Raw genomic sequence first — 18,684 nt, 5'->3', positions numbered from 1 at the left:
TAGAGTAACACTGTCGATGAAGCCGGGTAAGGCCGCCGAAGGGCGGCCCGCCTCGGCCGGGGGCTCAGTTGGGCGCGCCGTAGCCCATGCGCGCGGCCAGTTCCTGGGCCAGGTCGGCCACCGAGCTTGCATAGAAATAACTGCGGTTGTAGTGGGTGATGGCGAAGAAATTGGGCGTGCCGCTGCGGTATTCGGCCGTTTTGCGCGGCTCGTCCACCAAGTCGACGACGCCCAGTTTTTGCTGCATCCAGCCGTTGCCGTAGCCGCCTCCGGCGGAGGTCTGAACGCTGGTGGCGCCACGTGTTTTAAGTTGTTCCCAGTCGTAAACAGGTTCCAGTCCGCCATGCACGAGCGACTTCGCATCGGCCGGAAGCGCGACCGGCGCAAAGACCGGCAGGCCCGGCTGCCAGCCGTGCTCGACCAGGAAATTGGCCACCGACATGATGGCGTCATCCGGGCTGGCGGCCAGATCGATGCCGCGGTCGCCGTCGCCGTCGACGGCGTAGCGCATCAGGCTGCCCGGCATGAATTGCGGCAAGCCCATCGCCCCTGCAAACGAGCCCGTGGCCCGGCGCGCGTCCAGGACGCCCTGGTGATCGAGCACGATGAGATCCGCCAGTTGGTCCTGGAACAGTTGGCTGCGGTCGGGACGGTCGGGATCGGGGTAGCGAAAGGCCAGGGTGGCGATGGCGTCCAGCACCGAAAAGCTGCCGGTGTGCCGCCCGTAGACCGTTTCGACGCCTATGATGGCCACGATGATGGAGGGGGGGACGCCGTACTTGGCCGCCGCTTTGTCCAGCGTTGCGCGGTGCTGGGTCCAGAACTCGACCCCGGCGCGTATGCGCACCGGCTCGACGAAGCGCTTGCGATAAGTGACCCAACTGCGCCGCACGCGCGTCTTGGCGGGCGACATCAGCGACGCCGCCTTGGCGTCGTAGCGGGCGTCTTCGAGCAGCGCTTCGACGTGGGCCGGCGGCAGCTTGCGGTCGGCCGCGATCCGGCGGGCGTACTCCTGGATCTCGGGCTTGAGCCGGCCTTGCGGGTCGACGAAACCGTTGATGTCCGTGGAAGGAGCGGGGGGCCTGCGGGCGTGGGGGGCGGCGGCCGGGGCGGAGGCCTGTTGCGCCGGCGCGAGCTGCGCCGAAGGCGGGGCCGTGTGGCTGGATGCGCAGCCGCCCAGCAGCACGGCTGCCGCGACTTGCAAAATGCGGACGGGTTTGAACATAATCCTCCTTATGCAGACCCTCTATATTACCCACCCCGAATGCCGCCTGCATGAAATGGGCGCATGGCATCCCGAAAGCCCTTTCCGTCTCGATGCCATCAGCGATCAACTGATTTCAAGCGGTCTGCAAGCGCTGCTCGACGAACGCGAGGCGGTTCCGGCCCAGGAGGCGGACATATTGCGCGTGCACACGCCGTCCCTCCTGGCCGGCCTGCGCCGTCTTTCGCCGGTCCAGGGCTATGCCGAGATCGATCCGGACACGCTGATGAATCCCCACACCCTGGCGGCGGCCTTTGCCGCGGCCGGGGCCGGCATCACCGCGGTCGACGCCATCATGGACGGGCAGGCGTCCACCGCCTTTTGCGCGGTCCGCCCGCCGGGGCATCATGCCCGGCCCGGCCAGGCCATGGGCTTCTGCTTTTTCAACAATCTGGCAGTAACTGCAGCGTATACGCTTGAAAAATACGGGTTTAAACGGATAGCTATCATCGATTTCGACGTGCATCATGGCAATGGAACCGAAGAAATGTTCGCCGGAGACAGCCGCATCCTGATGTGCAGTTTTTTCCAGTACCCGCTCTTTCCTAATGTGTACGCTGAAAACCCAGGCCCAAACATGGTCAATGTGGCGGTGCCTCCCCATTCAGACAGCGCCGCCCTGCGCGACATCGTCGAGTCCCGCTGGATGCCGCGGCTCGAGGCGTTCGAGCCCGAGTTCGTCTTCGTGTCGGCCGGTTTCGACGGCCACCGCGACGACATGCTCGGCCAGCTCGACATGACCGAGGCCGATTACGCCTGGATCACCGAAAAACTCGTCGACCTGGCGGACCGCAGCGCCCAGGGGCGCATCGTCAGCTTCCTCGAGGGGGGCTACGATCTGTCCGCCCTGGGTCGCAGTGTTGCAGCGCACATCAAAGCATTGGCAAAGCTGTAGAATGCAATATTGCCCGAATTTCCATTCATATCCCGGAGGAAGTGCTCGATGAAGGTATTGGTGCCCGTCAAGCGTGTGGTTGATTACAACGTCAAGGTGCGCGTGAAGTCGGATCAAAGCGGCGTGGATATCGCCAACGTGAAGATGTCCATGAATCCTTTCGACGAAATCGCCGTCGAAGAAGCCACCCGACTGAAAGAAAAGTCCGTCGCCACCGAGATCGTGGCTGTTTCTTGCGGCATTGCACAATGCCAGGAAACGCTGCGCACCGCGATGGCCATCGGGGCGGACCGCTCCATCCTGGTCCAGACCGACGCCGAACTGCAGCCCCTGGCCGTGGCCAAGCTGCTCAAGGCGGTGGTCGACAAAGAGCAGCCCCAACTGGTCATCCTGGGCAAGCAGGCCATCGATGACGACGCCAACCAGACGGGCCAGATGCTGGCCGCGCTGCTGGACTGGCCCCAGGCCACCTTCGCCAGCAAGGTCGAGGTCTCGGGCGACACGGCCACCGTCACGCGCGAGATCGACGGCGGCCTCGAAACCGTGTCGCTCAAGCTGCCGGCCATCGTCACCACCGACCTGCGCCTGAACGAGCCGCGCTACGTCACTCTGCCCAACATCATGAAGGCCAAGAAGAAGCCGCTCGACACCACCACGCCCGAAGAACTGGGCGTGGATGCGGCCCCGCGCCTGAAGACGCTCAAGGTGGCCGAGCCGCCCGCGCGCTCGGCCGGCGTCATGGTGGCGGACGTTGCCGCCCTGGTCGACAAACTCAAGAATGAAGCAAAGGTGATCTAATCATGTCGATACTCGTCATCGCAGAACACGACAAGGCCCAGCTCAGGGGCGCAACACTGAACGCGGTCGCGGCCGCCCAGAAAATCGGCGGCGACGTGCACGTGCTGGTCATGGGCCAGGGCGTGCAGGCCGTTGCCGACCAGGCCGCCAAGCTGGCCGGCGTAGGCAAGGTGCTGCTGGCCGACGGCCCGGCGCTGGCCGAGAGCCTGGCCGAAAACGTGGCCGCGCAGGTGCTGGCCGTGGCTCAGGGTTATGGCCACATCGTCTTCGCCGCCACGGCCGAAGGCAAGAACGTCGCCCCGCGGGTTGCCGCCAAGCTCGACGTCGCGCAAATTTCCGACATCGTCGCGGTCGAATCGCCCGATACCTTCCAGCGTCCCATCTATGCCGGCAACGCCATCGCCACGGTGCAGTCCGCCGATGCGGTCAAGGTCATCACCGTGCGCACGACGGCTTTCGACCCGGTGGCGGCCGAAGGCGGCCAGGCTTCGGTTGAAGCGGTCGACGCCGTGGCTGATTCGGGGCTGTCGTCCTTCGTGGGCCGCGAAGTGGCTAAGAGCGACCGTCCCGAACTGGCCGGCGCCGCGGTGGTGGTGTCGGGCGGACGCGGCATGGGCAGCGCCGACAACTTCAAGCTGCTCGAGCCCCTGGCCGACAAGCTGGGCGCGGCGCTGGGCGCTTCGCGCGCGGCGGTGGACGCCGGCTACGCGCCCAACGACTGGCAGGTCGGCCAGACGGGCAAGATCGTCGCACCCCAGCTCTATATCGCCGTGGGCATCTCGGGCGCCATCCAGCACCTGGCCGGCATGAAAGACTCCAAGGTCATCGTGGCCATCAACAAAGACGCCGAAGCCCCTATCTTCAGCGTGGCCGACTACGGTCTGGTCGGCGATCTGTTCCAGGTCGTGCCGGAACTGACCAAGTCGCTGTAAAGCGCGGCCGCCGCGCGGCGCCGGCATGGCCGGTCGCCGCGCGGCAGCTGTCTTCGGACGGAGGGCATCATGGGCTACAGCACGCCCTTGCGGGAGTATCAGTTCGTTCTCGAGGAATTGTCCGATCTGCCGGCGCTGCTGGGCCTGCCGGGTTTCGAAGGCTTGTCCGTCGACCTCGTCAAGGCGGTGCTCGAAGAAAACGCGCGCTTCGTCCAGTCTGAAATCGCGCCGCTCAATGCCGGGGGCGATGCGTCCCCGGCACGCTGGCTCGACGGCATGGTCGAAACCTCGCCGGGTTTTCGGCAAGCCTTCGGCCAATACGCCCAGGGCGGCTGGCAGGGCCTGCAGCACGACGCCAAGCTCGGCGGACAGGGCTTCCCCAAGCTGGTCGGCACGGCCGCGGTCGAAAACCTCAATGCGGCCAATCTGTCTTTTTCCCTGTGCCCATTGCTGACCGACGGCGTCATCGAGGCGCTGGACACGGTCGGCAGCGCGGCGCAGCAGGCGCTGTATATTCCTGCGTTGATCGAAGGCCGCTGGACCGGCACCATGAACCTCACCGAGCCGCAGGCCGGTTCGGACCTTGCCTTGCTGAAGACGCGCGCCGAGCCCCAGCCGGACGGCAGCCATCGCCTGTTCGGACAAAAAATCTTCATCACCTTCGGCGAGCACGACATGGCCGAGAACATCGTGCATCTCGTGCTGGCGCGCCTGCCTGACGCGCCGCCCGGCGTCAAAGGCATTTCCCTTTTCATCGTGCCCAAGTTCATCGTGGCCGCCGACGGTTCGCTGGGCGCCCGCAACGACGTCTACTGCGCCTCGCTGGAGCACAAGCTGGGCATCCATGCCAGCCCCACGGCCGTCATGCTTTATGGCTCGGGCAAGGGCGAGGTGGGCGAGGGCGCCATCGGCTACCTGGTGGGCGAAGCCAACCGCGGCCTGCAATACATGTTCGTCATGATGAACGCCGCCCGCTTCGCCGTGGGCGTGCAGGGCGTCGCCGTGGCCGAGCGCGCCGCCCAGCAGGCCTGGGCCTATGCCGCCGAAAGGCTGCAGGGCCAGGATCCCGAGCGCCCCTCCGGCGCTCCGGTGCCCATCAACCGCCATCCCGACGTGCAGCGCATGCTCTGGACCATGCGGGCCTTGACAGACGGAGGGCGCACCCTGACCGCCATGGCGGCCAGGGCCCGCGACCTGGCCCGCCACCATGCCGACGCCGACGAACGCGGCCGCCAGCAGGCCCTGTATGAATACCTCGTTCCCATCGTCAAGGGCTTTTGCACCGAAAGCGCGGTCGAAACGGCGTCGCTGGGGGTGCAGGTGCATGGCGGCATGGGCTATATCGAAGAGACGGGCGCCGCGCAGTACTATCGCGACGCCCGCATCCTGCCCATCTACGAAGGCACCACGGCCATCCAGGCCAACGACCTGCTGGGACGCAAGACATGGCGCGACGGCGGGGCGGTGGCGCGCGCCTTGCTCGAGCAGATGCGCGCCACGCTCGACGAACTGGGCGCTGCCGCCGCCGGCAACGGGCCGGATCAGGACGGCCTCGAGGTCATCGCGCGGCACATGGAATCCGCCCTGAACGCCTACAAGCAGGCGGTCGAGTACATGCTGCACCAGTCGGCATCCCCGCGCGCGGCCTTCCTGGGCAGCGTGCCTTATCTCATGATGTCGGGCGTCGTCCTGGCGGGCTGGCAGATGGCGCGCTCGGCGCTGATCTGCACCGAAAAACTCGGCCAGGCGGGCGGCGGCTCGCAGGGGGCGGGCGACCCTTTCTACGCGAAGAAGCTTGCCGCCTGCGTCATGTACGCTTCGCAGATTCTGCCTCGCGCTTCGGCCTATCTTTCGTCCATCCGGGACGGCGTGGAGGCTTCCCGATACGCCGATCGCGTCGAGAGCTGACCGGCATCGCGGCCGCGCGGCTCAGTCCGCGGCCGGCATCACGCATCGACGCGGCGGGCCGGCTGATCGACGGTTGCAAGCTGCTCCTCCTTTAGCTTATAACGTTATATACACACGGTATTTAAATTCCGCCGACGAAGCTGGCACAATGATCCGGTGCGGGCTGGCAGGGTATCTTCCGCTGCGGCCACGCTTTTTTTCCTCCATTCAAAAAGAGACTCACCATGGCTACTTTGCGTCTGGGCGACACCGCCCCCGATTTTGAACAAGACTCCGACATCGGCCCCATCAAGTTCTACGACTACCTGGGCGATAGCTGGGGCGTATTGTTTTCGCATCCGGCCGACTTCACGCCTGTGTGCACGACCGAACTCGGCTACACCGCCAAGCTGGCCGACGAGTTCGCCAAGCGCAACGTCAAGGTCATCGCCGTGTCCGTCGACGATGCTCAGTCGCACAAAGACTGGATCAAGGACATCAACGACACGCAGAGCACCACGGTCAACTTCCCCATTCTGGCCGATTCCGACCGCAAGGTGTCCGACCTGTACGACATGATCCACCCCAACGCCAGCAATACCGCGACCGTGCGTTCGGTGTTCATCATCGACCCCAACAAGAAAGTGCGCCTGACCCTGACCTATCCCGCCAGCACGGGCCGCAACTTCAACGAGATCCTGCGCGTGATCGACTCCCTGCAGCTGACCGACAGCCACAGCGTGGCCACACCGGTCAACTGGCAAGACGGCGACGACTGCATCATCGTGCCCTCCATCAAGGACGAAGCCGAACTCAAGGCCAAGTTTCCCAAGGGCTACACGGTCGTGCGTCCCTATCTGCGCACGACGCCTCAGCCCAACAAGTAAACCGGTTGAAGCGCCCGGGCCGGTCCACCGGCCCGGCATGCCCGCTGAACCCCGCCCAGGCGATGGCCTCGGCGGGGCTTTTTGCTTTTGGGCTGCTTGCGATGAACGTCGAACTCGGCGGCTCGCAATGAATGTGGAAGCTTCTTGAATCACCGTCCACACATAAAGTGGCATTTCGATACTGAGATTCTCTGGCTTGCCACTACCCGAGCCGTCGGAGGAGGCAGAGCCTGGGCCGGGCGTTGGAGGGCGCTGCCTCGGACCGCCCGACCGCCGGGCCCAGGCTCTGCCTCCTTCGGCGGCGTTTTAAGGACACAGAAAAAGCGTCGCGACAAGCCAAGAAGCAAAGCATTGCAGCAAGCCGAAGCAAGCGTCTCAACAAGACAAAGTAACGCACAGCAGTAAGCCGGAGCGATACATGAGAATGCGCGAACCGGAGAGGCATGCTGGCGAATGGCGGAGCATCCCGAGCTTCTGCCGAGTGAACAAAGCAGGGGCAGCAGAGCAGATCGTGTTAGTGCCGGACGAACTCGCTTTGCCGCCGGCTGAAAAAAGTGCTTGCAAAAACAACTGTGGTTTCGTACAGTACTAAAAACTGCATACTGTTCAGAAAAACAGTGGTTTTAAAACCAGTGGCATTACGCCCTTGCAATCTTGTGCATCCATAGCGAGACGAACCATGAATACTCCGCAAACTCCCGCCAAGTGGCCCTTTCCCCCCGTTCAGCAGCCCGGTCAAACCCGTGGCCGGCAATCCGCCGGTCGTCCCGCCGCGCGCGGCGACGCCAAAAAGCGCGGCCTCACGCGTGGCGCCATGCTGGCCGACATCTGCCTGGTGGCCATCTGGGGCGCCACCATACCCGGTCTCATGTGGCTGGGCGTGGCAGGGGGTTTCTAAGCAGTTCCAAAACGGTGTACAATAGCTGGTTTTTCAACTCATCTTCTGGCGGCTACACAAAAACAACACGGCCGTTTTCGATGAAACCAGGAGCCCATCGTGGACTTAATCGCAACCCTTGAACAAGAAGAAATCTGCCGCCTTACCGGCGACCAGGCCAAGCCCGAATTTGGCCCCGGCGACACCGTAGTCGTCAACGTCAATGTGGTCGAAGGCACGCGCAAGCGTGTTCAGGCCTACGAAGGCGTCGTCATCGCCAAGCGCAATCGCGGCCTTAACTCTTCGTTCATCGTACGCAAGATCTCGTCCGGCGAAGCCGTCGAGCGTACCTTCCAACTGTATTCCCCGCAGATCGCTTCCATCGAAGTCAAGCGCCGCGGCGATGTGCGTCGTGCTAAACTTTATTACCTGCGTAGCCGTTCGGGTAAATCTGCACGCATCAAAGAGAAACTGGTTCGCCGGGCCGACAAGAAAGCAGAAGCTTAATCGCGCTGTTTCGCCCATACCACAGTTCAGCAAAGGCACCCGAGCGGTGCCTTTGTTTTTTTGCCACCGGGGCGGCATACTGAAGGCGACGCAGAGAATATTGCTTGGAGCCATGGCGCGAAACATACCGCATTCCCGGACCGGCAAGCGTACGGTCATCGTTCCGGGATTCGACCCTCAAACCCAGCCCATTGTGCCGCTGTCCGATATCTTGTTGCCGTTAAACAACGCGGCAATACAGCTGGATTTCATTCGCGAAGCCTTCAGCAGCCCCGTCGACTGGCAAGTAGAACCCGTATTCACCGAAAGCTTCCAGGCCGACAGCCTCGATCTCATCGACATCGTCCAGGCGGCGGTATTCGTCCCGCTGGTGCAACGCCCCGAAGGCCTGCATCTGCTGTTCACCCGACGCGCGTCCCACCTGTATGACCATGCCGGCCAAATCTGTTTTCCGGGCGGACGCATCGAAGTCAGCGACCGCGATGCCGTCGACGCCGCGCTGCGCGAAACCCGCGAAGAAATCGGCGTCGCGCCCGAATACATCCAGCTTCTGGGCACCCAGCCCGGTTTCCTCACTTCGACCCGCTTCACCATGAAGCCCGTCATCGGCTATGTGCGGCCCGGTTTTACTATCCGGCCCGATCTGACCGAGGTGGCCGAGGTCTTCGAAGTGCCTCTTTCTTTTCTGATGGACCCGTCCCATCACTTCCTGCATCGGGCCAACCTGCCCGACGGGGGGCATCGCTTTTATTTTTCCATGCCCTGGAAGGATTATTTCATCTGGGGAGCGACGGCGGCCCTCATCCGCAATTTCTACCATTTCCTGTCGGCCGCCCAGGCCAAACTCGAAAGCCGCGTAATCGGGTCCTGATAGGCAAGACGCAGTTCGCCGCGCAGTGGAGACGAAAACAAAAGATCACCGGCGTGTCTAGCTTGCCACGACCTGAGCCGCCGAAGGCGGGAGGACTGGCGCCGGACGTTGGAGGGCGCTGCCTCCGACCGCCCGACCGTCCGGCGCCAGTCCTCCCGCCTTCGGCGGCGCTTAAGGACACAATAAAGAACTTCCGCATCAATACCTGGTCTGGGCTTCGTTTTCAGCCAGGAGGCGCAGATACAGTTCATGCCGCTCGGGCTGGATGTCGCCGTTCTGCACGGCGGCCAGCACACCGCAGCCCGGTTCGCGCCGATGGCTGCAATTGTAGAAACGGCAATGCGCGGCGTGCCGCGCGAACTCGGGGAAACCGCGTTCGATGTCGCCGGGGCTCAGGTGATAGAGCCCGAAATTCTGGAAGCCCGGAGAGTCGATGAGCGTGCCGTCGCCCCCGGGCAGGTGATACAGGCGCGTGCTGGTCGTAGTGTGCCGGCCGGCGTCAAGGGCGATGGAGTGCTCTTGCGTCGCGGCCCGCGCCTGCGGCACCAGGGCGTTGAGCAGGCTGGACTTGCCCATGCCGCTCTGGCCCAGCAACAGGCTGCACTGCCCGCGCAGACGAGGCAGCAGGGCCTGGGCCGTTGCTTCGGCGTCCAGCGCATTGGTCAGAATCACCGGGATGGGCGGCTCGTATGCCGAAGCCAGATTCCTGACCCGTTCTTCGGCCTTGTCGAGCCCTTCGGCCAGATCGGCCTTGTTCAGGATGATCAGCGGGGCGATGTCCGCGCTGTGCGCCGCCACCAGCGCCCGGCCGACCAGATCGGGCGAGAAGGCCGGTTCCACTGCCACCACCAGCAGCAACTGGTCGACATTGGCGGCGAACTGCTTGGTGCGCATATCGTCCGAACGATAGAGCAGATTGCGTCGCGGCTCGATGCGTTCGATGACGCCTTCGGAATCGCCCTGGGGCTGGATGAGCACCTGGTCGCCGACCGCCGGACCGGATTTTTTCCCGCGCGGAAAGCATTGCCGCGTTCCGCCGCCGGCCAGCTCCACTGTGTAGTGGCGGCCGTGGGCGGCGACGATGCGCCCCGAAAGCAGGGAAGGATCAGGCGCCATGCCGCAGCTTCTGGATCCGCAAGGCGGCGGGCGGATGGCTGTCGTAGAAGGCCGAGTGCACCGGATCGGGCGTCAGCGTGGCGGCATTGTCGTCATACAGCTTGACCAGGGCCGATACCAGGGCGTCGGCCGACGACTGGCTGGCGGCGTATCGGTCGGCCTGGAACTCGTCGCGCCGCGAAAACCAGCTGGCCAGCGGCGTGACCCAGAAGGTGAACACCGGCGCGACGAGAAAGAAGAGAATCAGCGCCAGCGCGTCGTTGGGGCGGCCCAGCTGGGGGACGACCCCCAGGCCGGTGTAGAACCACACCTGCTGCGCCAGCCAGCCAAGCAGGGCGAGGAAGCCCAGGGCCACGGCAAAACTGATGGCCATGCGCTTGATGATGTGGCGATGCTTGAAGTGGCCCAGTTCGTGCGCCAGCACCGCTTCTATTTCGCCCGGATTCAGGCGCGCCAGCAAGGTATCGAAGAACACGATGCGGCGGTTGCGGCCGAAGCCGGTGAAGTAGGCGTTGCCATGCGCCGAGCGCTTGGAGCCGTCCATGACGAACAGGCCGTTGAGCGTGAAACCGCAGCGCTGCGCCAAGGCATTGACCCGCTCGGCCACGTCGCTGTCCTGCAGCGGCGTGAACTTGTTGAACAGCGGCGCGATCACCGTCGGAAACAGCCAGATCACCAGGAAATTGAAAACCACCCACACGGCCCAGGCCCACCATATCCATTGCGGCCCCGCGTTGCCCATGACCCACAGCACCACGGCCACCAGGGGTGCGCCCAGGATCAGCATGAGCAGCAGCGCCTTGGCCAGGTCCATGGCGAAAAGGCGGGGCGTCATGCGGTTGAAGCCGAAGCGGGCTTCCAGCCCGAACTTGCGCCAGATGGAAAAGGGCAGGCCCACCAGCCCCACGATGGCCACCACCGAGCCGATCAGGGCCAGCTGGCGCCACATTTCGGAATCGATGGCCCGGCCCCATTGCAGGTCGAGCCACTGCAGGCCGCCCAGCAGGGTCAAGGCCACCAGCAGCGCGGCCTCGACCAGAGTCTCGATCATGCCCAGCCTGACCTTGGCCAGGGTATAGTCGGCGGCACGCTGGTGGCTGCGCAGCCCGATGCGGTCGGCGAACTCGGCCGGAACCCGGTCGCGGTGCCGCAGCACGTGGCGCATCTGGCGCGAAGCGACCCAGGCGCGGATGGCCAGATCGGCGAATAAAAAGGCAATGAACCACAGGGTAAACATAAGCGGCCGGCAGGTATGAGAAAATCGCTTTTTTAAGGAAGGATTATATGGCGGTTAATGAACAGCGTCTGGTGTGGCTCGATCTCGAGATGACGGGCCTCGACCCCGAAAAAGAACGCATCATCGAAGCGGCGGTGGTGGTGACGGAGCCCGACCTGACTTTCGTGGCCGAAGGGCCGGTGCTCGTCATACATCAAAGCGACGAACTGCTGAATGCCATGGACAAATGGAACACGTCCACCCACGGCAAAAGCGGCCTGACCGACAAGGTCAAGGCCTCGACTCTGACCGAAGAGCAGGCTGAGACCCAGTTGCTGGAATTCCTGTCCAAGCATGTTCCGGCCGGCAAGTCGCCCTTGTGCGGCAACACGGTGGGGCAAGACCGGCGCTTCCTGGTCAAGTATATGCCGCAGCTCGAGGCCTTCTTCCATTATCGCAATCTCGACGTCAGCACGCTCAAGGAACTGGCCCTGCGCTGGAAGCCCGAAGTGTATAGAAGCTTCATCAAGCAAAGCCGCCACGAAGCCCTGGCCGACATCTACGAATCCATCGAAGAGCTCAAGCACTATCGCGAGCATTTCATCAAGCTATGAACTACGAAAACATATTGTTCGAGCTGCAGGGCGGCATGGCGCGCCTGACGCTCAATCGTCCCGACAAGCTCAACAGCTTCACGGCCGACATGCACGCCGAGGTCGCCGACGCGCTGGGCCGGGTCGAGCAGGAGGGCGCGCGCGTGCTGGTGCTGACCGGCAGCGGCCGGGGCTTTTGCGCCGGCCAGGACCTTTCCCAGCGGGTGGTGAAAGAGGGCGATCCGCCGGTCGATCTGGGCGCCAGTATCGAAAAATACTACGGACCCCTGGTCAAGCGCCTGCGCGCGCTGCCCATGCCCGTGGTGGTGGGGGTGAACGGCGTGGCGGCGGGGGCGGGCGCCAACCTCGCCCTGGCCGGCGACATCGTCATCGCGCGCGCTTCGGCCAGCTTCATCCAGCCCTTCTGCCGGCTGGGCCTCTTGCCCGACACGGGCGGCACCTATGCCTTGCCGCGCCTGGTGGGGCCGGCGCGGGCCATGGGCCTGGCCATGCTGGGCGACAAGCTCAGCGCCGAGAAAGCCGCGCAATGGGGCCTGATCTGGGAATGCGTGCCCGACGAGCAATTCGATGCGCGCCTGCAAGAATTGGCGGTGCATTTCTCGACCGCGCCCACCAAGGGCCTGGCCGCCGCCAAGCAGGCGCTCAATGAGAGCCTGAGCAACACGCTGGCCCAGCAGCTCGATCTGGAGCGCGACCTGATGCGCGAACTGGGCCGCAGCGAAGACTACCAAGAGGGCGTGCGGGCCTTCCTGGGCAAGCGCAGTCCGGTCTTCAAGGGCCGCTGAACCATCATGAACCTGCCTTCCTCCGTCGCTATTGCGGGCATCGGCACCGACATCGTCCGCGTCGATCGCGTGCGAGGGGTCTTCGAGCGCCAGGGCTTGAAGTTCGCCCGGCGCATATTGGGCGACCAGGAGTACGCGGTCTTCCAGCGGCGCCATCAGCGCGATCCCAAGCGGGGCATGCGCTATCTGGCCACCCGCTTCGCGGCCAAAGAGGCATTTTCCAAGGCCATCGGCCTGGGCATGCATGCGCCCATGTCCTGGCGCCTGATGCAGGCGCTGAACGCGCCGGGGGGCAGGCCGGTGGTCCGGCTGGACGGCGCCCTGGCGCACTGGTATGCCGCACGCTATGGCGCGGCCCATATTTCCTTGAGCGACGAAAGCGACATCGCCATGGCTTTCGTGGTGCTCGAGCCGCTACCCAAAACGGACTCCATCTTTCATGACAAACACGCATAGCCCCCGCCACGCCGATCCTTCCGCCGCCAGCCTGCCTCCGGGGCCGGTCATGGTCGACGTCGAGGGCGCGACGCTGACCGAGCACGAAAAACAGCGCCTGCGCCATCCCCTGGTGGGCGGCGTGATCCTGTTCGCGCGCAACTTCAGCAGCCGCGAACAGCTCACCGCCCTGTGCCGCGACATCCATGCCGCGCGCGACGAACCTCTGCTGATCGCCGTCGATCACGAGGGCGGGCGGGTGCAGCGCTTTCGCAGCGACGGCTTTACGCCGCTGCCGCCCATGTCGGCCTTCGGCGAGATCTGGATGGACGACTCGCTGGCGGCCATGCGCCTGGCCACCGAAACCGGCTATGTGCTGGGCGCCGAACTGCGCGCCTGCGGCGTCGACCTGAGCTTTACGCCCGTGCTCGATCTTGACTACGGCGTGAGCCAGGTCATCGGCAACCGCGCCTTCCATCGCGAGCCGCAGGTGGTGGCCATGCTGGCACGCGCCCTGATACAGGGCCTGATGCTGGCCGGCATGGCCTCCTGCGGCAAGCACTTTCCGGGACACGGCTTCGTGCAGGCCGACTCGCATCACGAAATTCCCGTCGACGAGCGCAGCTTCGAAGAGATCATGCAGGAAGACGCCGCGCCTTACGGCTGGCTGGGCGACATGGTGCTGCCTTCGGTCATGCCGGCCCACGTCATCTATCCGAAAGTCGATGCGAACCCGGCCGGCTTCTCGCGCTATTGGATACAGACCGTGCTGCGCGACAATCTGGCTTATGATGGCGTGGTGTTTTCCGACGACCTGACCATGGAGGGCGCCAGCGTGGCCGGCGACATCCTGGCGCGGGCGCAGGCCGCCCTGGCGGCGGGCTGCGACATGGTGCTGGTTTGCAACCGCCCCGACCTGGCCGACGATCTCCTGGCCCGCTTGCGGCACGAGCCGTCCGCGGTCTCGCAGCAGCGCATCCGCCGCCTTACGCCGCGCCAGCCTGCGCCCGACTGGCAGACCCTGCAGAGCCTCGCCCGTTATCAGTATGCCCGACAGCTTCAATCTCAAATCGTTCCTGGCTGACCTTCCGTCCCTGCCGGGCGTGTACCGGCACATCGACGCCAAGGACGAAGTGCTTTACGTCGGCAAGGCCAGCAATCTCAAGAAGCGCGTAGCGTCGTATTTCCAGAAGAACCTGGCCAGTCCGCGCATCGCCCACATGGTGGCCAGGGTGGCGCGCGTCGAGGTCACGGTCACGCGCTCGGAGGCCGAGGCGCTGCTGCTGGAAAACAATCTCATCAAGCGCCTGCAGCCGCGTTACAACATCCTGTTTCGCGACGACAAGTCGTATCCCTTTCTGCACATCACCGGGCACGAGGCGCCGCGCATCGCCTACTATCGTGGCGCCACCAGCGGCAAAGGCCGCTACTTCGGGCCTTATCCCAATGCCTGGGCGGTGCGTGAAACCATACAGATCCTGCAAAGGGTGTTCCGCCTGCGAACCTGCGAGGACAGCGTCTACGCCAATCGCTCGCGGCCCTGTCTGCTGCACCAGATCGCGCGCTGTTCGGCGCCCTGTGTGGGGCTCATCTCCCCGGCCGACTACCAGGCCGACGTCGAGCGCGCCATCCGTTTCCTGGACGGGCATGCCAAAGAGGTGCTGGACGACATCGAGCGGCGCATGCTGCAGGCTTCCGACGAGCTGGACTTCGAGCACGCCGCGGTGCTGCGCGACCAGATGGGCGCCCTGGCCCGGGTCCTGCAGCAGCAGACGATGGAGCAGGTGGGCAGCGACGACGTCGACATCATCGCCGTGGTGGCCGCGGGCGGAAGGGTGTGCGTCAACCTGGCCATGGTGCGGGGCGGGCGGCATCTGGGCGACCGGGCCTTCTTCCCCACCCATGCCGACGGCGACGAGCCCGGCGACGTGCTGGCCGCCTTCGTGGCGCAGCATTATGTCGATGGCGGCCTGCCGCCGCTGCTGGTCTGTTCGCACAAGCTGCCCGATCCGAGCCTGCTGGCGCTGCTTACCGAGCAGACGGGCGTCAAGGCGCGCATGCTGACCCGGCCGCAGGGCATGCGCCGCACCTGGCTGGAGCAGGCGCAGAAGAATGCCGAGATGGCCCTGGCCCGCATGCTGACCGAATCCAGCGCGCGTTCGGCGCGCACCCTGGCCCTGGCCGAAGCGCTGGACCTGGACACCGACGAGGTGGCGCTGGACGCCATGCACGTGGAATGCTTCGACATCAGCCACACGGCCGGAGAGGCGACCCAGGCCTCTTGCGTGGTGTATCGGCATCACGACATGCAGCCGTCACTGTATCGCCGATACAACATCGCGGGCGTGACGCCGGGCGATGACTATGCCGCCATGCGCCAGGTGCTTACCCGCCGCTTCGGCCGCGTCGCCGACGGCGAGGCCGAGCTGCCCACCATTGTGCTGATCGACGGAGGCAAGGGCCAGGTCGAAGTGGCGCGCCAAGTGTTCGCCGAATTCGGGCTCGACATTCACGTCATCGTCGGCGTGGCCAAGGGGGAGGGGCGCAAGGTGGGCCTGGAAACCCTGGTCTTTGCCGACGGCCGCAGCCCGGTGGCCCTGGGCGGCGAATCGGCCGCCCTGATGCTGGTGGCGCAGATCCGCGACGAAGCGCACCGTTTTGCCATCACCGGCATGCGCGCGCGTCGGGCCAAGACGCGCAATGTGTCCCGGCTGGAAGAAATCGAGGGTGTCGGCGCGCGGCGGCGGCAGAAGCTGCTGGCCCGCTTCGGGGGATTCTCCGGCGTGGTGGCCGCCGGCGTGGACGACCTGAGGTCCGTCGAAGGCATTTCGGACGAACTGGCCGAGCGAATCTATCAGGCGCTGCGGAGTTAGCGATGGTAGTATTATCCCTATGCCCCTGAATTTTCCAATCGTGCTGACGTGGCTGCGTATCGCCATGATCCCGCTACTCGTGGCGCTGTTCTACGTGCCCCACGATTGGCTGCCGACGCCCACGCGCGACACGATTGCCGCTTTGGCCTTCATTTTCGCCGCCCTGACCGACTGGTTCGACGGCTGGCTGGCGCGGCGCTGGAACCAGACTTCATCTTTCGGCGCTTTCCTCGATCCGGTGGCCGACAAGCTCATGGTGTGCACCGCGCTGCTCATCCTGCTCGACCTGAACCGGGTCGACGCGGTGATTGCGCTGGTCATCATCGGGCGCGAGATCACCATCTCGGCGCTGCGCGAATGGATGGCCAAGATCGGCGCCAGCGGCAGCGTGGCCGTGCATTGGCTGGGCAAGTTCAAGACGGGCGCGCAAATGGTGGCGATTCCGTGCCTGCTGTACTGGCAAGAGCTTTTCGGGGTTTCCAGCGTATGGATAGGCCACGTGCTGATCTTCGTGGCGGCCGTGCTGACCATCTGGTCGATGTGCTACTACCTGCGCCGCGCCATGCCCCAGATTCGCGACCGGGCAGGCCGCGACGTTCAACCGCATTAAAGATTCAATCATGGTAGCAACCACTTTCGATCAATTCGCCGATACGCCGGCCGTCAAGCGCCGCGACTGGAAAATCATCGGTCTCATCGGCGCCGGGCATTCCTGCTCGCACTTCTTCCAGCTCGTCTTTCCCACCTTGTTCCTGCCGCTGGCCGCCGAATTCGGCTACGACTTCGTGCAGTTGGGCCTGCTTGCGTCGATATTCTTCATCGTTTCCAGCCTGGGCCAGGCCTCGTCGGGCTTCGTGGTCGACCGCATCGGCCCCACGCCGGTATTGCGGTTCGGCCTGGCCTGCTTCGTGGTCTCCGGAGTGCTGATCGGGCTTTCAAACAATTACGCCATGCTGGCGCTGGCGGCCGTCATCGGCGGGGCCGGCAACTCGGTCTTTCATCCGGTGGATTTTTCCATCATCAACCACCGCGTCAGCTCGCGCCGGCTTGGGCACGCCTTCAGCACCCACGGCTTTACCGGCAACCTGGGCTGGGCGCTGACCCCGGTGTTCATGACCACGCTCATCCACCTGGCCAACTGGCGGGTGGCGGCCTTCGGCGCGGCCGGCCTGGTGGCCGTGGTGCTGTTCCTGATCTGGGTGGGCCGCGACCTGCTCGCCGGACGGAACGAAGAGCGCTCGATGGTCAAGCCCAAGGCGGGCGAGACGCCCGACCTCGCGCAGCAGTCGGTGGGCCGCACCCTGGCCACGCTGCTGGTGCAGCCGGCCTTGTGGGGCGCGTTCTTCTTCTTCGCCTGCACCTCCATCGCCCTGTCCGCCGTCCAGAACTACACCATTCCGATGCTGGGCGACGTCTACGGCATCGACAAGGTCATGGCGGGCACCACGCTGTCGGCCTACATGCTGGCTTCGGCGCTGGGCATGATCGCCGGCGGCTTCCTGGTCAACGCCACGCCCAACACCGAGCGCACGGTGGCCATGTCGCTGATCGTCGCCGGCGTGCTGCTGGTGCTGCTGGCCTCGGGTGTGCTGATCTCGCCGCTGGCCATGGTGGTGGTGGGCCTTGCCGGTTTCTGCGCCGGGGTGTCCACGCCCTCGCGCGACATGCTCATTCGCCGCGTCACGCCCAAGGGGGCGACCGGCACCGTATACGGCCTGGTGTATTCGGGCATGGACGTGGGCGCTTCGCTGGGCCCGGTGGGCTTCGGTCTGATGCTGGACGCGGGCCATACCCAAGGGCCGTGGATAGGCGCCGCCGTCGCCTTCGTGGCTGCCTCGGGGCTGGCGATGATGGTGGCCCGCTCGGTCAATGCCCGTACCGGTGTTCAGACTGTGGCGGGTTAGAAAACTGCACGCGGGCAGCGACCTGCTTTGCGTCTTCGATACGCCCATCCCGGGAAGGTTCTCGGGATGGGTTTTTTATTCGCTGTCTGTCGCTGCAAGCATTCTCGCCCTTCGTGTTCGGCAGCTTCGTATGGCTGGCTTTTAGTACAAAAGCGCTGACGGCAGGGCAGCGTCTTTAGGCTTTATTGGGGCTTTTGATTGGGTTCTTTAGCATTGTTGGAGATTGTGTCCAGCGTGCGTTCTGGGTTCTAAAGCGCCGCCGCGGGCGGGGCCATTTAGGCCGGGCGGTCCGAGGCAGCGCCCTCCAACGCCCGGGCTAAATGGCCCCGCCCGCGACGGCTTGCAGTAGCGGCTGGTCACGGCGAGAAGCTCGAGGGGGACTGTTGCGAATGTAGTGAGAACTCGGATTTTCGGCTTGCCATGGACTGGCCAGAACTGATATTCGTGGGATGCCAATATTCCCGACTCAATCACAGAAGAACGCCGGCGTGTATGGCTTGCCCTAACATAAGCCGCTGGGGCTGAAAGTACTGCGGCCAGGCGTTGGAGGGCGCTGCCTCGGACCGCCCGACCGCCTGGCCACAGTACTTTCAGCCCCGGCGGCGTTTAAGAATCTATGGTCAGCCCGCATTTTGCAAGCGTGACGGTGTTGACGTAAATTAGGCTTGCTTGAATCTATCCGGAGTCAGTTGGGGTTCCATCCCCGCTCCATGATGAGAGCCGCGCCGGGCAAGCCTAAGAACTCAATCAGCGTCGATGCGCTTTTCTTAAGCTCAGGTTTCCTGCCCGGCCGTTGAGCCGTTTATGTCTTCACGTATCTCGC

The 18,684-nt window shown here is 64.5% G+C and carries 18 protein-coding genes; 15 read left to right on the top strand and 3 right to left on the bottom strand.

Annotation, left to right across the window (positions count from 1 at the left end):
• Positions 1–64 precede the first annotated feature (64 nt).
• The gene (mltB, locus tag CSC67_RS09935; RefSeq protein WP_118994383.1) at positions 65–1,225 is read right to left on the bottom strand and encodes a lytic murein transglycosylase B; all 1,161 of its coding nucleotides are present in this window, start codon (positions 1,223–1,225) and stop codon (positions 65–67) included.
• A 10-nt stretch (positions 1,226–1,235) separates the two neighbouring features.
• On the opposite strand from mltB, the gene CSC67_RS09930 reads away from it, so the two are divergent.
• The 8 genes from CSC67_RS09930 (at position 1,236) to CSC67_RS09895 (ending at position 8,918) form a co-directional block, all read left to right on the top strand.
• The gene (locus tag CSC67_RS09930) at positions 1,236–2,159 is read left to right on the top strand and encodes a histone deacetylase family protein (RefSeq protein WP_118994382.1); all 924 of its coding nucleotides are present in this window, start codon (positions 1,236–1,238) and stop codon (positions 2,157–2,159) included.
• Between the two features lie 48 nt (positions 2,160–2,207).
• Entirely contained in the window at positions 2,208–2,957 is a 750-nt protein-coding gene (locus tag CSC67_RS09925) for an electron transfer flavoprotein subunit beta/FixA family protein (protein WP_118994381.1), read from the top strand.
• A 2-nt stretch (positions 2,958–2,959) separates the two neighbouring features.
• Positions 2,960–3,889: an electron transfer flavoprotein subunit alpha/FixB family protein gene (locus CSC67_RS09920; RefSeq protein WP_118994380.1), complete on the top strand. Its 930-nt coding sequence runs from the start codon at positions 2,960–2,962 to the stop codon at positions 3,887–3,889.
• A 69-nt stretch (positions 3,890–3,958) separates the two neighbouring features.
• On the top strand, positions 3,959–5,797 hold the full coding sequence (locus CSC67_RS09915; RefSeq protein ID WP_118994379.1) for an acyl-CoA dehydrogenase: 1,839 nt from the start codon (positions 3,959–3,961) through the stop codon (positions 5,795–5,797).
• 224 nt (positions 5,798–6,021) lie between these two features.
• On the top strand, positions 6,022–6,663 hold the full coding sequence (locus tag CSC67_RS09910) for a peroxiredoxin (RefSeq protein WP_118994378.1): 642 nt from the start codon (positions 6,022–6,024) through the stop codon (positions 6,661–6,663).
• A gap of 679 nt (positions 6,664–7,342) precedes the next feature.
• On the top strand, positions 7,343–7,561 hold the full coding sequence (locus CSC67_RS09905; RefSeq protein WP_118994377.1) for a hypothetical protein: 219 nt from the start codon (positions 7,343–7,345) through the stop codon (positions 7,559–7,561).
• 99 nt (positions 7,562–7,660) lie between these two features.
• A complete protein-coding gene (rplS, locus tag CSC67_RS09900; protein WP_118994376.1) occupies positions 7,661–8,047 on the top strand; it encodes a 50S ribosomal protein L19 in 387 nt (128 codons plus the stop codon).
• Positions 8,048–8,159: 112 nt separating this feature from the next.
• On the top strand, positions 8,160–8,918 hold the full coding sequence (locus tag CSC67_RS09895) for an NUDIX hydrolase (RefSeq protein ID WP_118994375.1): 759 nt from the start codon (positions 8,160–8,162) through the stop codon (positions 8,916–8,918).
• A 198-nt stretch (positions 8,919–9,116) separates the two neighbouring features.
• On the opposite strand, the gene rsgA is transcribed toward CSC67_RS09895, so the two are convergent.
• Both rsgA and CSC67_RS09885 read right to left on the bottom strand, forming a co-directional pair.
• Positions 9,117–10,034: a ribosome small subunit-dependent GTPase A gene (gene rsgA, locus CSC67_RS09890; RefSeq protein ID WP_118994374.1), complete on the bottom strand. Its 918-nt coding sequence runs from the start codon at positions 10,032–10,034 to the stop codon at positions 9,117–9,119.
• A complete protein-coding gene (locus CSC67_RS09885; protein ID WP_118994373.1) occupies positions 10,024–11,271 on the bottom strand; it encodes a M48 family metallopeptidase in 1,248 nt (415 codons plus the stop codon). The genes rsgA and CSC67_RS09885 overlap by 11 nt, the downstream gene beginning before the upstream one ends.
• Before the next feature lie 47 nt (positions 11,272–11,318).
• On the opposite strand from CSC67_RS09885, the gene orn reads away from it, so the two are divergent.
• From orn to CSC67_RS09850, 7 genes are read left to right on the top strand one after another with little or no spacing between them, the layout of a single operon-like run.
• Positions 11,319–11,864: an oligoribonuclease gene (orn, locus tag CSC67_RS09880; RefSeq protein WP_118994372.1), complete on the top strand. Its 546-nt coding sequence runs from the start codon at positions 11,319–11,321 to the stop codon at positions 11,862–11,864.
• Positions 11,861–12,649 carry a 2-(1,2-epoxy-1,2-dihydrophenyl)acetyl-CoA isomerase PaaG gene (gene paaG, locus CSC67_RS09875; protein ID WP_118994371.1) on the top strand — a complete coding sequence of 263 codons (789 nt, stop codon included), beginning with the start codon at positions 11,861–11,863 and terminating at the stop codon, positions 12,647–12,649. Before orn ends, paaG begins: the two co-directional genes overlap by 4 nt.
• Positions 12,650–12,655: 6 nt before the next feature.
• Positions 12,656–13,105, top strand: coding sequence for a holo-ACP synthase (gene acpS, locus CSC67_RS09870; RefSeq protein ID WP_118994370.1), 450 nt, complete (start codon positions 12,656–12,658; stop codon positions 13,103–13,105).
• Positions 13,089–14,168: a beta-N-acetylhexosaminidase gene (gene nagZ / locus CSC67_RS09865; protein WP_118994369.1), complete on the top strand. Its 1,080-nt coding sequence runs from the start codon at positions 13,089–13,091 to the stop codon at positions 14,166–14,168. The genes acpS and nagZ overlap by 17 nt, the downstream gene beginning before the upstream one ends.
• The gene (gene uvrC, locus CSC67_RS09860) at positions 14,131–15,957 is read left to right on the top strand and encodes an excinuclease ABC subunit UvrC (protein ID WP_118994368.1); all 1,827 of its coding nucleotides are present in this window, start codon (positions 14,131–14,133) and stop codon (positions 15,955–15,957) included. Before nagZ ends, uvrC begins: the two co-directional genes overlap by 38 nt.
• Positions 15,958–15,976: 19 nt before the next feature.
• Entirely contained in the window at positions 15,977–16,567 is a 591-nt protein-coding gene (gene pgsA / locus CSC67_RS09855; RefSeq protein WP_118994367.1) for a CDP-diacylglycerol--glycerol-3-phosphate 3-phosphatidyltransferase, read from the top strand.
• A 10-nt stretch (positions 16,568–16,577) separates the two neighbouring features.
• Entirely contained in the window at positions 16,578–17,861 is a 1,284-nt protein-coding gene (locus CSC67_RS09850) for an MFS transporter (RefSeq protein ID WP_118994366.1), read from the top strand.
• Positions 17,862–18,684: the final 823 nt, after the last annotated feature.

This window comes from Pusillimonas caeni (assembly GCF_003545815.1).
GTDB classification, from domain to species: domain Bacteria; phylum Pseudomonadota; class Gammaproteobacteria; order Burkholderiales; family Burkholderiaceae_B; genus Pusillimonas; species Pusillimonas caeni.
This window is presented reverse-complemented; position numbering and strand designations above follow the sequence as displayed.

Bases quoted from the DNA above. Each gene is read 5' to 3' on its own strand.
- CSC67_RS09895 (WP_118994375.1), top strand. From the start codon at position 8,160: ATGGCGCGAAACATACCGCATTCCCGGACCGGCAAGCGTACGGTCATC.
- nagZ (WP_118994369.1), top strand. From the start codon at position 13,089: ATGACAAACACGCATAGCCCCCGCCACGCCGATCCTTCCGCCGCCAGC.
- paaG (WP_118994371.1), top strand. From the start codon at position 11,861: ATGAACTACGAAAACATATTGTTCGAGCTGCAGGGCGGCATGGCGCGC.
- rsgA (WP_118994374.1), bottom strand. From the start codon at position 10,034: ATGGCGCCTGATCCTTCCCTGCTTTCGGGGCGCATCGTCGCCGCCCAC.
- CSC67_RS09885 (WP_118994373.1), bottom strand. From the start codon at position 11,271: ATGTTTACCCTGTGGTTCATTGCCTTTTTATTCGCCGATCTGGCCATC.
- uvrC (WP_118994368.1), top strand. From the start codon at position 14,131: ATGCCCGACAGCTTCAATCTCAAATCGTTCCTGGCTGACCTTCCGTCC.
- CSC67_RS09925 (WP_118994381.1), top strand. From the start codon at position 2,208: ATGAAGGTATTGGTGCCCGTCAAGCGTGTGGTTGATTACAACGTCAAG.
- acpS (WP_118994370.1), top strand. From the start codon at position 12,656: ATGAACCTGCCTTCCTCCGTCGCTATTGCGGGCATCGGCACCGACATC.
- CSC67_RS09910 (WP_118994378.1), top strand. From the start codon at position 6,022: ATGGCTACTTTGCGTCTGGGCGACACCGCCCCCGATTTTGAACAAGAC.
- mltB (WP_118994383.1), bottom strand. From the start codon at position 1,225: ATGTTCAAACCCGTCCGCATTTTGCAAGTCGCGGCAGCCGTGCTGCTG.
- CSC67_RS09850 (WP_118994366.1), top strand. From the start codon at position 16,578: ATGGTAGCAACCACTTTCGATCAATTCGCCGATACGCCGGCCGTCAAG.
- pgsA (WP_118994367.1), top strand. From the start codon at position 15,977: ATGCCCCTGAATTTTCCAATCGTGCTGACGTGGCTGCGTATCGCCATG.
- CSC67_RS09920 (WP_118994380.1), top strand. From the start codon at position 2,960: ATGTCGATACTCGTCATCGCAGAACACGACAAGGCCCAGCTCAGGGGC.
- CSC67_RS09905 (WP_118994377.1), top strand. From the start codon at position 7,343: ATGAATACTCCGCAAACTCCCGCCAAGTGGCCCTTTCCCCCCGTTCAG.
- orn (WP_118994372.1), top strand. From the start codon at position 11,319: ATGGCGGTTAATGAACAGCGTCTGGTGTGGCTCGATCTCGAGATGACG.
- CSC67_RS09915 (WP_118994379.1), top strand. From the start codon at position 3,959: ATGGGCTACAGCACGCCCTTGCGGGAGTATCAGTTCGTTCTCGAGGAA.
- CSC67_RS09930 (WP_118994382.1), top strand. From the start codon at position 1,236: ATGCAGACCCTCTATATTACCCACCCCGAATGCCGCCTGCATGAAATG.